This is a genomic window from Phocaeicola sp. HCN-6420, from assembly GCF_037890145.1.
In the GTDB taxonomy this organism is placed as follows: domain Bacteria; phylum Bacteroidota; class Bacteroidia; order Bacteroidales; family Bacteroidaceae; genus Phocaeicola.
The window spans coordinates 1-15053 of sequence record NZ_JBBKBJ010000043.1 but is presented as its reverse complement, the minus strand read 5'-3'; the positions used below and the strand labels follow the sequence as shown (position 1 = coordinate 15053).

The 15053-nt window shown below is 44.1% G+C and carries 12 protein-coding genes; 8 read left to right on the top strand and 4 right to left on the bottom strand.

The window, feature by feature from the left end:
* Positions 1 to 189: 189 nt before the first annotated feature.
* From WKT12_RS15660 to WKT12_RS15645, 4 genes are all read right to left on the bottom strand, one after another.
* Positions 190 to 1335, bottom strand: coding sequence for a porin (locus WKT12_RS15660; protein ID WP_340320279.1), 1146 nt, complete (start codon positions 1333 to 1335; stop codon positions 190 to 192).
* A gap of 112 nt (positions 1336 to 1447) precedes the next feature.
* On the bottom strand, positions 1448 to 2224 hold the full coding sequence (locus tag WKT12_RS15655; RefSeq protein WP_021971435.1) for an acid phosphatase: 777 nt from the start codon (positions 2222 to 2224) through the stop codon (positions 1448 to 1450).
* Between the two features lie 336 nt (positions 2225 to 2560).
* Positions 2561 to 5704 (bottom strand): hypothetical protein, encoded by a 3144-nt coding sequence (locus WKT12_RS15650; protein WP_340320278.1) that lies wholly within the window; start codon positions 5702 to 5704, stop codon positions 2561 to 2563.
* A gap of 454 nt (positions 5705 to 6158) precedes the next feature.
* Positions 6159 to 6908 (bottom strand): ATP-binding protein, encoded by a 750-nt coding sequence (locus WKT12_RS15645; RefSeq protein WP_340320277.1) that lies wholly within the window; start codon positions 6906 to 6908, stop codon positions 6159 to 6161.
* A gap of 150 nt (positions 6909 to 7058) precedes the next feature.
* On the opposite strand from WKT12_RS15645, the gene WKT12_RS15640 reads away from it, so the two are divergent.
* From WKT12_RS15640 to WKT12_RS15605, 8 genes are all read left to right on the top strand, one after another.
* Positions 7059 to 8471, top strand: coding sequence for a tetratricopeptide repeat protein (locus WKT12_RS15640; RefSeq protein ID WP_340320276.1), 1413 nt, complete (start codon positions 7059 to 7061; stop codon positions 8469 to 8471).
* Between the two features lie 30 nt (positions 8472 to 8501).
* A complete protein-coding gene (locus WKT12_RS15635; protein WP_021971431.1) occupies positions 8502 to 8975 on the top strand; it encodes an NfeD family protein in 474 nt (157 codons plus the stop codon).
* Positions 8976 to 9002: 27 nt separating this feature from the next.
* Positions 9003 to 10004, top strand: coding sequence for a flotillin-like protein FloA (gene floA, locus WKT12_RS15630; RefSeq protein ID WP_021971430.1), 1002 nt, complete (start codon positions 9003 to 9005; stop codon positions 10002 to 10004).
* Positions 10005 to 10052: 48 nt separating this feature from the next.
* Positions 10053 to 10931 (top strand): nucleoside phosphorylase, encoded by an 879-nt coding sequence (locus tag WKT12_RS15625; RefSeq protein ID WP_021971429.1) that lies wholly within the window; start codon positions 10053 to 10055, stop codon positions 10929 to 10931.
* A gap of 377 nt (positions 10932 to 11308) precedes the next feature.
* The gene (locus WKT12_RS15620) at positions 11309 to 11803 is read left to right on the top strand and encodes a GAF domain-containing protein (RefSeq protein WP_340320275.1); all 495 of its coding nucleotides are present in this window, start codon (positions 11309 to 11311) and stop codon (positions 11801 to 11803) included.
* Between the two features lie 73 nt (positions 11804 to 11876).
* On the top strand, positions 11877 to 13376 hold the full coding sequence (gene mnmE, locus WKT12_RS15615) for a tRNA uridine-5-carboxymethylaminomethyl(34) synthesis GTPase MnmE (RefSeq protein WP_340320274.1): 1500 nt from the start codon (positions 11877 to 11879) through the stop codon (positions 13374 to 13376).
* Positions 13377 to 13625: 249 nt separating this feature from the next.
* The gene (locus tag WKT12_RS15610; RefSeq protein ID WP_340320273.1) at positions 13626 to 14525 is read left to right on the top strand and encodes a helix-turn-helix domain-containing protein; all 900 of its coding nucleotides are present in this window, start codon (positions 13626 to 13628) and stop codon (positions 14523 to 14525) included.
* A gap of 92 nt (positions 14526 to 14617) precedes the next feature.
* Positions 14618 to 15053: phage integrase SAM-like domain-containing protein (locus tag WKT12_RS15605; protein ID WP_340320272.1), on the top strand; the 436-nt coding region annotated here is incomplete at its 3' end.

Genomic DNA, 15053 nt, shown 5'->3' with positions numbered 1-15053 from the left:
ACTCAATATAACCACTTCCTTTAAGGTATACTTTTCCTTAAATTCAGGAGAGCGTTTGGTTTGTGCCCACACAAACGATGGGCACACAAACATGAATACCAGTAATGATAAATTCGTTATACTTCTCATACCAATTATATTTTAAAGTTCATCTGTTTTCAATCAGTTCAAAACACACTTCCTTGCCCGTCAGAACTTGATTTGCAAACGCGTTTCAATAAGTCCCAATTTGGTATTCGGCGTATTGGTACGGTCTGTTGTAGTTGTGTATGAACCACGAACACGCCAAATCATATACTTATTGATATAATAGTTGAACGTAGCCGACCAGTCATTCAATCTGCCGCCCAATATTTCAGCTTTATGGTCAGACATATCCGTATAGTTATACGAAAGAACAACCTCCATAGCCCCCGGATCAGGAGTAGCAATACCCCCATCCAAATCGGAATACTTATAATTTTTACCTTTAACCAACGCACGAATTGTACCATACGCACCACTCGCCTTATAATCAGATTTATCCTTTCGATTCACATTTACATAAAAATACTGTGTTTCCAAGCCGATACGTCCTACAGCAGCCGTCAGTTCAGGAGTAAACTTATACAACATCTTTGCATCATCGATAACGGCTTCTTGAGCCACTACTTTTGCAATTCGTGTAGGGAAAGTAGTCGACAAGGTATATGCATGATGGCTTAATTCTTTATCCGAATCATAGCGAGGAGTTTCAAATGCCCCCGAAAGTCCCACATGGAAAATCTTTCCCGGTTGGCAGAACGGCTTATAAACCAGTCGAGTCATCATACCCACTCCCTGATTTCCCAGCTTGTCGGAAGTCATCTTCATGGCTTCCGATTCTGTAAAGAAACTTAATGTACCCAGAAATTTACTTCTTGTATGCTGATACATCAGCCCAATCATACGAGGATTATTAAAAGCCTGGTTACTTGCCGGTTCCTCCATTGAAATTTTAAAAGAAGAGCTCGTTGCACTCTGCAAGCCAAACTGATGAATAAAATATCCGGCACGCAAGAAATCGCCAGCATCCTTGTCAAAGTTATACTGAATGAACACATCCTTCATGTTAACCTTTCCATACGCATATCCCATATCCACCTTAGCTTTCCAGGCCCCATACGAAGCACTGAATCCCACTCGCATGTCGGGAATAGCAAATCCATCATTAAATTTATCATCCTGTTCATTTGCTTTAAACAGGCCTCCATCCAGCAATATACGTCCAGAAGGTTTTATTTCCAGTTTTTCTTCCTGTGCTTTCGCACCACAAATCATAGTTAAGCCTAAAGTTAATAAAAGTAATCGTTTCATAGTACCGAGTTATAGTTAATCTATTAGTTTTACAGGTTGGATTTTACAAGGTAAAATAAGTCTAGTTTAGTTTTGTGATAATCAAGATTCAAGGATTCAAAGGTTGGGAATATCAGTTCCGGAAGTCACTTTTAACTACCTGTCCCTTACTTACAAGTTCAGCAAATTCCTTCTTTGCCTTTTCAAGTTGCTTCATAAAATTCTCATTAGCGTGCAGACGAGCCACAACAGCACTGGCCACCAATCGCGCAGCATCCACATCGCTCTGGAAATGATAGCCGCAAATCACACGACTTTGTCCCATTTCATATCCGCGCTTCAATATCTCATTTTGCCTGTCCACATTAATTTCTGCAAGCACCAGCGCCGTAGCCCATCCGATAGCCGTATGGCCAGAAGGATACGAACCATTTGTAGACAATTCCTGCTGTTGCTCCGGATTACATGTCATTTCATTGTAAAAAGCAAACGGACGTACACGCATGTAATGTTCTTTCGCCTCACGAGTAGCCAGATCGCCGGCATCTTCACGCATACCCAATACCAGCTTATAAATCTCCGGGGTAGTAGTTGCTGATATACGTACGCCAAAAGCCTCTGAAAAAGCATTCGGTACTCCATCACCATTTACACGAGCATCCTCTGCTGCCTGGTCTCCACGAGGAGTATTTCTCTGCAACTTTCCCCATTTATACTGAGCCTCATCGTTCATAAACAAAACAGAACCCGGCTGTGGCGGTGCAGGAAGAAGGTTCAAACTGCTGGCCACCTCATCTGCACGCAGGAAATAAAGATCCGGATTGGTTCTTACATCTTTGATTTTCTCCTGAGAAAAAGCTGCAACCGCTACTAAAGATAAACAAGCAACAAAAAGACTTCTTTTAATCATAATTCTTTAAAGTTTTAAAAAGGTTATAGATTTTTTGGTTTCGATGCTGCAAATGTATGCCAACGGGGCCAGACAAAAAGTTGCAAAAGATTATTTCACAGAAAACCGCAATGCAACTTTATGCAAACAACTATAAATAAAGCACTTATCACATTCAAGAAATTCAACAAGAAAGACACATCTTTTTATTGCAAAGAATTACAACAGCCCACACACCATTCAAAAACAAAAAAAGAGTTGTACCTCACCCTCACAAGAGAGCCCGATACAACTCTTTAACAAAGGCCGGCCACAAGTTCAACCCACTTATAGCACAGCCAACAGCTACAACTTCAACTATTCTATCAGACGCAAGATATAAAAAGCCATACTGGTAGGATTAGCCTTAACATAATCCCTCAAGAACTCATGATTCGTTTTCAATTTACCATTTACCAGCCGGCTGATAACAGGATTCAAATTTCCATAAACACACAACATGCCGGGAATATACAGACGTTTGACCTTTGGACAAGCAACAAGCAAAGCCAGTACCCTGGCAGGCTGATTGCCGAAATTCGAGAAATCGAGTACATCATTCAAAATCCCTTTATCCGTTTTCACCATGTTTTCATAGAAAGCCGTAATCAGTTTTTCTATATGTACCGTTACCTGCCGAGTACATTCCGCAATCTCCATATTCAGTCCAGTACCAAATTTTTTAGTAATTCGTTCTTCATTTTCCCTTTCTACCCTGTTGCGGATGGATGCATACTCCTTTATCAACGAAGCAATCTTTTCCTTAACGAGCAACTGTGTCACGTGACAATCCACCGGATACAGCATCTTCAACAATTTAATGCGATCCAGTTTCCGCATCTCCCCTTTTATGTGTTCCAGCTCCGCCAGCAAGGCATCAGTCACTCCATCCGGCTCCATACAGCGAAGTTCTTCCTGCTTTGAAAGGATATACTCACCTACAACCTCCAGCGCATCATCCGTAAAAATATGATGATAGCACTCATCAAGGCATGCTATATCAGACTCCAAAGCAGCCAAATCCTTTATCCTGACATTATCTGTCAGCGTATGAATCTCACGAAACAGACATCCGTTTACTTTATCTATGCACACTGTTTCCTCCATGTCGCGCCAATAAACAGCCATCCGCTCCTTCAGTCCTGCAATTGTCCGAATCCATTTTTCATTTTTCTCAACCTGCTTCACTATGCTTTCCAGATTATCCGTAGCAAGTGCCATACGAGATTCCTCCAGCAGTGCCGCCCTTTCAAAAGCATCGTACTCACCGATTGTCTGCATCTGCCTTTCCAAATATTTCGAAAGCCCCAGCGCAATATCACGATTCTTTTTCATAATCTGCTCCGACAATGCTCTGATCTGCCCCGATGCATCAGGAGTATTGACATATATTTCACTGAACAAAACCTTCAACCGGTCAACCTCCTTGCTGTCACTTTCACCAGTAAAGCACGCCATGGCAGACAGGCTATCCAGCCGGACCCCTATATCATCGAGGTGAGTCTTTACAGCATTCCTTTTGCTACGCTTCCGCCTGAAATATTCCATTACTACAATCAGCAAGACAAGTAAAACAAAAGAAACAACAAGCAACCATATCTTAAGACTCGGAACCGACGACTCCATGTCTATCCACCGGGTTGAAGTGCCGGAAAATGCACTCAACTTCATTACTCCGATGTTGGAACCCAGATACAAAGTATCATTGACCACGAAAGAAGCCTTCGGGTTAAACCGTATGTCATGAAAATATCTGTCGTCTTCCTTTATCCCTTCTTTCCCGACAATAAATTTAACCAGTCCCGATTCAGGCAACGCATACAGCAAAGAATCATTTACTTTCAGCAACTTGTTATAACCTTTAAGCGGAACAGAATCATTATATTCCCTGCAAACCAAATGATGGTTCGTCAAAATCATCAGCAGGGGCTTATGTCCTCCCGTTACCGAAATATCACGAATAAACGTATTCTGTTCCGTCTCCTTAATAAGCTGATATGCATTACCTTTTCCATAATACACCCCATCATTGAGTGTAGATATGTACAAATCGTCGGAATGAGGAGATAGATAAAAAGAAGTAATATACTTATTGTGCAAAGCATCCACCAGCACAGCTTTCCCATCGGCCCCTATCCGTACCAAATCGTCCTGAATCCCCAGATAAATACAACTTCTTCCTTTCTCCTTTTTCAGGCAAAAAGCCGTAATTTTCGTAGGCGACTGATACAATACCTGTGAAGAAGCAAACAATGCATTGCTGATGTATTTCCGCTTTACCGTCATACGCTTCAGCACCTGCTTGTTGCTGATGTAATACAAATACCGCCCATCTGCCATCATCCCCGATACAGCCTCATCAGCCGGAATATCCGATATTTTAAATGCCACACTATCGCCTGTACGCAGACAGTACAATTCATTTTTCGAATTTACGTAATACATATTATCACCCTCAGTACACGATGCTACTATTTCCCCGTTCGCATTAAAGATACCGAGGTGAAGCGGAATATTCCACAAAGCGTTTTCCGTAATCAGCACCGTAAAACCGTTTACCTTATCGGTAGCAACAACATTGTTGCAGAACTGCGGAACCTTACGCCTTAATGGAACCGACAGGAAAGACTTCAGGTCATCGCTGAGAAACAGATGGCTATCAGCGAAAAAATAATGAATGTTGCCTAACTTATAGTAAATACGGGGAGAAAAATTCAGCCCGACTTCGTACAGCACACTGCCTGCCACATCTTCTACAAGCAACTTTTTCTTAGCCAGTACATATACTTTATTATCATATACCGAAACATTGTAAACCGGCTCTCCGGCGTTCATCAATGCAACTTTCCCATCTATCAGATTTATTTTGAGCAGCCCTTCCTGCGTAGCACACAACAAGTACTCCGGTCCATACCTCCGGATATTATTCACAATAAACGGCCTGCCAGAACGTGCTGTTTCACTATCGTCCGACGGATAAACCAGCTTCAGTTCTCCCTTTCCCGAACGAGGCATGACGTAAAGTCCCTGACTCGTTGCCACATAAAGCGATGCTCCAGCAAGAAGCATATCGTATACCGAATAGTTACAGCCCTTATTGGGAATAGCATACTTATCCATCAAGCAAGTTTCATCCTGACCCAGTTTCCATTTCTGAAGTCCCGAATTACGAATACCCACCCAACATATCCTCCCGTCCGGCAGTATTGAATCTGTTGCAACCTTATAAATGCGATCTGCCCCAATGTTATAACTCTGAATTTTACGCTGCTTCATGTACCATATATCCCCAGCTTCACTTCCTATCCAGAAAGCAGAATCTCCGTCGACGGAAATAGAAGAAAGACGTTCGTTGAAATACAATTCCGTTTCACCCAGACTTCCGGTCCGTTCTTGCTCACTACAACCGGAAAAAACGGATATCACACAAAGGAAAGCAATATAAAAGAAGCTGTTTTTCATCTTATTATCGTTTGATATGCCTGCAAACAAAAAGGTTAGCAACAATACAGATTCGGCCGCAACCAGCCACAAGAGCCAGTCCGGAATCAGGTTCTACCAGCTATTCCTGCCCCATATCCTACGAACAGAAGCCAGTTCTACCAATTGTTTTTATCTGTCTTTATCCGAAACAACAAAAAAGAAGAACGAAATGTTCCAAGAAATCCAATAAATTATCGGTCGGAAAAACACAAAATCTCCCCATCCCCAAAAAAAAATCTTCAAGAAACGATGAACAAAAGACCAAGAGATTTTGATTTTTTTTGTACAAACTATCTGCGTTTTTGTACAAAACATTTTGTTTTTTGTACAAAAACGCGGAAAAGAAGGAAACGATTTTCCAACCCTGTGCAGAACTTTTCCGAACAGCCCCAGCACAAGTTTTTCTATTTTCGGCAAAAGCCCTGCCGGACACTTATTCATCCACTGATTCAGGAAGCAAGTCTGCCTGAATATTATTCATGCTTCCCCATAAACTATAACGGGCTTCGGGGTTCATACGCTCCAGCAAACGCAACACTTCCTTCATGTCCGAACGATGAGAATCCTTTTCATACGGACAGTTTTTTATCTGCTTGCGATAACCTCTGACCTGCGCCATCTCTATCAGATCGGCTTCGTGCACCAGACACATCGGGCGGATTATGGTCATATCAAACTTCCGCATCACCAGACGTGGAGGCATGGTACTGAATGCTCCCTGAAACGTCATGTTCATCAGCAGTGTTTCCAGAATATCATCCATGTGATGCCCCAAAGCTATCTTGTTACACCCCTGCTCCTTTGCTACCGTAAAGAGCGCCTTCCGACGGTTCCACGAACAGAGGAAGCACGGCGACTTACGGGTATCTGTCGACGGATCGAAAGATGTTTCATAGCGCACAAAGGGAACCCCCAGCTCTTCTGCGTACGCACGCAAGTAATCCAGATCCGACTCGTAAGCAATATTCGTCATGACAACATGTGCAGCAACAACCGAAAAACGAGGCTTGTATATACGCGAACGGCGCGCAAGCAGCTCCAGCAAAGCCAGCGAGTCTTTCCCTCCCGACAGGCCTACCAGTATCTTGTCGCCATCCTCTATCAGTCCATACTGCACAACACCTTTATTAAAACGTTTCTCGATGCGTCGCATCAGCTTATCTTCTTCTGTCAATTTTCCCATACACTTATGTAAACCTAAAAACGGGGATAAAATTACACGAAAAGAACGATTCCCGAAAGATTTTGAAAAATAGAATACCGAAATAGACAAAATTTCGAAGAAACTTCGTATTTTTGAAAATGACATTTTGAAAACAACACGAAAAATATCATGAACAAGAAATATACACTAGCACTTATCGGTTTATGCTGCATGGGAAGCGCTTCTGCACAATCGCTTACCCAAGCCAAACAATGGTTCGAAGAAGGAAAATTCGCCGAAGCAAAACCCGTATTCCAGAAGCTCGTAAAGCAAGCCCCGTCGAACGCCAATTATAATTTCTGGTACGGAGCATGCTGCTACGAAACCGGCGACCTGAAAGAAGCCCAGCCTTATCTGGAAAAAAGTGCTGCCAGAAAAGTAATAAACGCTTACTTATACCTGGGAAAATTATATTATTCCATGTACCGTTTCGATGAAGCTACAGAAAACATCGAAGAGCATATAGAATGGCTGGAAAAGAAAAAACGCGACACTTCCGAAGCCGAAAAGGAACTCGACCGCTGCCTTCAGGGTGCACGCATGCTGCGTGGTACAGAAAACGTAGCTGTGATAGACAGTTTCGTGGTAGATAAAAACGACTTCTTGTCTGCCTATAAGCTGAGCAAAGAATCGGGAACGATTTCCATGAGCGAAGACGGATCGGGAACTTCCTTCATCAACGAACTGGGAGATAAAATGATTTTTACCCAAGCATCCGGCGATGGAGAAACTCATTTGTATTCACGCATCAAACTGATAGACAAATGGGAAGATGCTAAGCTTCTGGAAGGGCTGAACGAAAGCGGGCACAACCAGAACTATCCTTTCATGGCTTCCGACGGTATTACACTTTACTTTGGAGCACAAGGAAGTGAAAGCATGGGCGGATATGATATTTTTGTTACCCGATACGACTCTGACGACAACACCTATCTCCGCCCGGACAATATCGGCATGCCGTTCAATTCTCCATACAATGACTATATGTACGCCTTGGACGACCTGAACGACTTGGGATGGTTTGCCTCCGACCGTTATCAGCCGGAAGGAAAAGTTTGCATTTATGTATTCGTCCCCAACGAAAGCAAACAGGTATACGACTACGAAAATACAGACCCACAAGCCATTATTGACGCAGCCTGTCTGAAGGAAATAAAGAAGACGTGGAGTGATGTCGACAAAGTCCGTATTGCCAGACAGCATTTGGCACAAGTAATGTACGGCAACAATACGGAAAAGAAAAAAGGAGATTTCCAGTTTATAGTAGATGATAATGCTGTTTACCATACATTGTCCGACTTCCGTTCCAAAGAAGCACGCCAGTTGTATGCTTCTCTTATGCAAAAAGAGAAGGACCTTGCATCGATGGAAGAATCGTTAGAGAATCTGCGCAAAGCATATCAGCAAAGTAACAAGGCGGGAAAAGAGAAACTTGCTCCCGGTATACTTGATAAAGAAAAACGGACCAACGAACTGCGTCGTGAACTGGAAGAGCTGACTCTCTCCGTACGCAATACCGAGCTGAAGGCATTGAAACAGTAAAATTAGTACAACCTAACCCTAACTAACAACATGGAAATACTGATTATCATAGCACTTATAGTAGCAGGTCTGCTGCTCTTTGCAGTAGAAGTGTTCCTTGTTCCGGGCATTACCCTTGCAGGTATTGCCTCAGGAATCAGCCTGCTCTATGCCATTTACTACGCATTCCACAATGTGGATACGCAGACAGGATTCATTACACTGGCTATTGTAGTTGCCGGAATAATTGGTGTTACCATCTGGTTCATGCGCTCCAAAACCGTAGACCGTTTGTCCCTCAAAAAGACACTCGACTACAAACCCCAGCCACTGAAAGGAACAAACATTCAGGTAGGCAACACAGGTACGTCACTGACCCGCCTTACCCTGATAGGAAACGCAGAAATAAACGGACACATTGTCGAAGTACAGTCTGCCGACGGATTTATCGAAGAACGTACTCCCGTACGTGTGGTCCGCATAGACAACAGCACAGTGTACGTAGTACGCTGCAACCAGCAGTAATCTTTAACCTTAAATACCATTTGAATTATGATTGATTCCTATTATCTCCCGTTCATCCTGGCCATTGGAGGCGTCATTTTATTGGCAGTCTTCTTCCATTACGTGCCCTTCTTTCTCTGGCTTTCTGCCAAGGTTTCGGGTGTACGTATCTCGCTCGTCCAGCTTTTTCTGATGCGAATCCGCAACGTTCCGCCCTATGTGATCGTACCGGCTATGATAGAAGCCCACAAGGCAGGACTGAGTACCATTACCCGCGATGAACTGGAAGCCCATTATATGGCAGGCGGACATGTAGAAAAGGTGGTGCACGCACTGGTGTCGGCTTCGAAAGCCAATATCGATCTTTCGTTTCAAATGGCAACAGGAATAGATCTTGCAGGACGTGACGTGTTCGAAGCCGTACAGATGTCCGTCAATCCGAAAGTCATCGATACGCCCCCCGTAACAGCCGTAGCCAAAGACGGTATCCAGCTCATTGCCAAGGCACGTGTGACCGTACGCGCCAACATCCGCCAACTGGTAGGTGGAGCCGGCGAAGATACCGTTCTGGCACGTGTAGGCGAAGGTATCGTTTCGTCCATCGGCTCGTCTGAAAACCACAAGTCGGTACTCGAAAACCCCGACTCCATATCCAAGCTGGTACTGCGTAAGGGACTGGATGCAGGTACAGCTTTCGAAATTCTGTCCATCGATATTGCCGATATCGACATAGGCCGTAATATCGGAGCTTCCCTGCAAATAGACCAGGCAAACGCAGACAAAAACATCGCTCAGGCAAAAGCAGAGGAACGCCGCGCCATGGCAGTAGCTCTGGAACAGGAAATGAAAGCAAAAGCTGAAGAAGCCCGCGCCAATGTTATACAAGCTGAAGCAGAAGTCCCGAAGGCAATGGCCGAGGCTTTCCGCAACGGCAATCTGGGTATCATGGATTATTACCGGATGAAAAACATCCAGGCTGATACCGATATGCGAAGCAGCATTGCCCGTCCTGATGCGAATCCAGCTGGACACGAGCCTATCGGCAAATAAAGCCTCGGCAGCCCCATCAAGAATTTCAACAGACTAAATAAAACTCTTATGAAAAAGTATTTTCCACCCTCAGAATTAATTATAAACGAAGATGGCTCTGTATTTCACCTCCATGTGAAACCGGAACATCTGGCAGACAAGGTGATTCTCGTAGGCGATCCCGGACGAGTGGCGCTTGTCGCATCTCACTTCGAGAGCAGAGAATGTGAAGTAGAAAGCCGTGAATTTCATACCGTAACCGGTGTATATAAGGGAAAACGAATTACAGTTACCTCTACCGGAATTGGTTGTGACAATATAGACATTGTGATGAACGAACTCGATGCGCTGGCAAACATCGATTTTCAGACACGTGAAGAGAAAGATACTTTCCGCCAACTGGAACTGGTACGAATCGGAACTTGCGGTGGCTTACAGCCTTATACGCCTGTAGGAACCTTCATCTGTTCTGAAGTATCGGTAGGATTCGACGGACTCTTGAACTTTTATGCAGGCAGAAATGCAGTATGCGACTTACCGATGGAACGTGCTCTTCTGAATCATCTGGGATGGAGCGGTAATATGTGCGCACCGGCACCTTACGTCATCCATGCCAACAAAGAACTGGTAGAACGTATTGCCGGAACAGACATGATACGAGGTGTCACAGTGGCCTGCGGCGGATTCTTTGGTCCTCAGGGCAGACAGCTCCGTATTCCACTTGCCGACCCTCATCAGAATGAAAAGATAGAAAGCTTCGAATATCAGGGACATCGCATCACGAACTTCGAAATGGAAAGTTCGGCACTGGCAGGTCTGGCACGTCTGCAAGGACACAAGGCTACTACAGTGTGCATGGTGATAGCCAACCGCGTAGCCCAAGAAGCCAATACAGGCTACAAGAATCAGATAGACGATCTGATAAAAATCGTGCTGGAGCGTATCTGATCGTTATCAGCACATAGCAAAATACCTGAAACCGTTTCCATCTTCTTGCAGGAAGAACGGCTTCAGGTATCGTCAATTAATCGTTTCGGGAGATTCAAATCAAGAGTCCGATGATATACTGTCAGGCAATCGTTCAGAAATAACTTCAGCTATCGCCTGATTTATTCGAATGCGGTACAACGACCATCCCCATAAATAAAGAAATAACACAGAAGAAAACTTTCTCGCTCTAACCGGAAAAATCAGTAAAAGACGTTACTTCTGAAAACAAAATCTATCATTAAAAAAGAGGGATAGCCGTAAAATATCAGACTCTAATGCTTATACAAGGACAGCTTGTCTACCCCCGCAACATTCAAACGAATATTATCACTTTTATGGAAGCAAGTTTCAAACAAGACAATAAACTAAACAAAGCAGAACGTTATCAAACATTTCTTACACAATTCGCTCCACTCATAGAAGGAGAAAAGAACGAAATCAGTGTACTGGCCAATGCCTGTGCCGCTTTGAAAGAAGCATTTGACTTTTTCTGGGTAGGCTTTTATCTGGTACACAACGGCGAACTTCATCTGGGACCGTTTCAGGGAAGTGTAGCCTGCTATCGTATCAAAAAAGGACGTGGGGTATGCGGTACCGCCTGGTCGGAAGCACAGACGCAGGTCGTACCCGACGTAGACCAGTTTCCGGGACATATAGCATGCAGTTCCCTCTCCCGTTCGGAAATCGTTGTCCCGATAATCGTCAACGGAGAAGTGAAAGGTGTGCTCGACATCGACAGCGACCAGCTGAATACATTTGATGAAACCGACCGAATTTATCTCGAAAAAGTAGTCGGCCTCCTCATCCGGGAGCTTTACTCCCCACAATAATATTGTCCAAACTTTTCCGGAAATAAGCCGAAAAAGCCGTATCTTTGTGCGATTTAAAAAGCAAGAATATATCGTGAATATACAACAAACAGAAGATACTATTTGTGCCATTGCTACCGCTCAAGGCGGAGCCATCGGCACGATCCGTGTTTCGGGAACTCAGGCTATTGCCATCACCGACCGAATTTTTACTCCTGCCTCGGGCAAGCCACTGGCAGAACGTAAGCCGTATACGCTGACATTCGGACACATTCTCTCTCCCGAGGGTGAAGTGATAGACGAAGTACTGGTCAGCCTTTTCCGTGCCCCTCATTCTTATACCGGTGAAGACTCTGTAGAGATATCCTGCCATGGCTCGTCCTACATCCTGCAACAGGTCATGCAACTCCTTATTAAGAATGGATGTCGCGCAGCCGGACCGGGTGAATATACCCAGCGTGCTTTTCTGAACGGCAAGATGGACTTGAGTCAGGCAGAAGCCGTAGCCGACCTGATTGCCTCAACTTCTGCCGCCACACACCGCATGGCCATGAACCAGATGCGCGGCGGATTCAGTCGCGAACTGTCTGCCTTGAGAGAAAAGCTGCTTCACCTGACTTCCCTCATGGAGCTGGAACTGGATTTCAGTGACCACGAAGAACTGGAGTTTGCCGACCGTTCGGAACTGGAAGAAATAGCCCGTCAGATAGAACAAGTCATCAGTCATCTGGTCGACACCTTCAGTGTCGGCAACGCATTGAAGAACGGTGTGCCAGTTGCCATCGTGGGAGAAACCAATGCGGGTAAATCGACTTTGCTGAATGCGTTACTAAATGAAGAACGAGCTATCGTAAGTGATATCCACGGCACGACACGCGATGTCATCGAAGATGCGATGAATTTAGGCGGTGTCACCTTCCGCTTTATCGATACAGCCGGAATCCGTGACACGACTGATACCATCGAAAACTTGGGTATCGAACGCAGTTTTCAGAAACTGGATCAGGCAAACATTGTGCTTTGGGTAATCGATGCTACTTGTGCTGAGGAACAATATCGTGAACTGGCTGAAAAGATTCTTCCCCGATGTGAGGGCAAGCATCTGGTTATCGTTTTAAATAAATCGGATCTCCTGCCTTCGGGTAACGCTTATTCTTCTGAAAGCAATGATTCGATGAATCAGAATATAGCCAGTCGGGAAGCTGGTACTCCCAACGTTACGAGTCTGGAGTCGACTTCCTCTGCCCATCCTATGTTTCCAAACCTGCCCGAAAATACTTATGTCATTTCTCTTTCTGCTAAACAAAAAGAGGGTATTTCTCAACTTCAGAAGCAATTGGTAGATTTTGCAGCCTTACCTGACCTTTCACAAAATGATGTGGTGGTAAGCAATATCCGTCACTACGAGGCGTTGAACCGTGCACTGGAATCTATTCATCGGGTACAAGACGGTCTGGCTATGCATCTTTCCGGTGATCTGGTGAGCCAGGATTTACGTGAATGTCTCTTCCACCTGGCTGAGATCGTGGGCGGGGAAATCACTAACGATGAGGTGCTGGGGAATATATTCAAGCATTTCTGCATCGGCAAGTAAATATCTGATTATCAAATAGTTAAATTGATTATAATCGATTAATATGGCGCTCTTTACGGGCGCCTTTTTTGTTGCTCAAGTATCGTTGATAATCGTTGCTAAGCCTTTTTACGCCATTTTTTGTACCTCCTGTGTACCTCACCACGAAAATCTGAGGATTATCGTTGGCAAGGTCGTGGAGAAATGAGACGCTGTGAGACACAGTGATACGCAGAGATACAGTTTTAGCGAAATAAAAAGATAAATGAAATGGCTAGTAACATCAACATTCAGAAAAAATGTGAGTGGTGTGGCAAATTATTTATTGCCCACAAAATCTCGACACGATGCTGTTCGCGTCGTTGTGCTAACCTTGCCTACAAAGAAAAAACAAGGCAAAAGCGTGTTAGCGAATTCCAAACAATGGTCAATCAGCAAATCGAAAAAGAAGATTGCATTGACAAGGATTTCTTCACCCCAAGCGAAGCTGCAAAGTATATCGGTATCAGCAGGGCTACCTTTTATAGGTATCTAGAAACTAACCTGATAAAATCGGTTCAGTTAAAGAGAAAGACTATTATCAGGAAACGAGACATCGAGGCTCTGTTTGATAATGCTTCTCCTTATAAAAAACATCTACCAAGAGCCAAGCAGAGCATCACCGACTTCTACACCACAGCTGAAGTTAAGGAAAAGTATGGCGTAAAGGATTCTTGGATATTTCATATCGCTAAGGAACATAATATTCCACGAACCTTTCACTGTGGTAAAACCTATTGGAGCAAAAAGCATATTGATGACTACTTTGCAAAGAAAGCTCCCGATCCTGAGATCAAGGAATGGTACAGCACGCAAGACATGCAGGAGAAGTTCGGCATGACACTAACGGCCATCTATTCTTTTGTATCCAAGAATGCCATTCCCAAAAAGAAAGTCGGCGTTATGGTGTACTACTCCAAAAAGCATGTGGATATTGCCAAAGGTCTCATATCTCCCGAAGAGCCCAAATACTACACTATTGCCGAAGCGATGGAGCGATTCAATCTGACACGGGATCAACTCTACCATTATGTGAAATACCATAATATTCCCCGTATTAAGGTCGGTAAATATACCAAGATCCTGCGAGCAGAGCTGGACAAGTTTTTTGAGCCTCCAAAAATAGAATGAGCCGAAAGTTATTTTCCGGTGATAAATACCACCATTAGAACACCTATTTTATTTGCAACAAAAACAAGTATTAATCAAAAAACAATATAGCTATGACACTTACATGCACCAACGTAACTTTGAGACAAAAGCCATTGCGTAACGACCGCATATCTCTTTATCTGGATTATTATCCGGCCATCCGCAATCCTTACACGATGAAGATGAGTCGCCGGGAATTCCTCGGTATCTACATCTATGCCAAGCCCAAGAACGAGCAGCAAAGAATGTTCAATCAGGATATGCTGAACAAGGCAGAGGCAATACGCTGTATCCGTGTTCAGGCACTTATCAATGAAGAATTCGGGTTCCTGGATAAGAACAAGCAAAAGGTAGATTTCCTCGCCTACTTCCGGACTAAGGCACGGGAAAAGTATGAGAAATGGGATTGCGTTTACAACCACTTCGAGAAATTTGTCGGTGGCAAATGCACCTTTGGTGACGTTACCGTAGAACTGTGCGAGAAGTTCAGGGATTACCTGCTCAAAT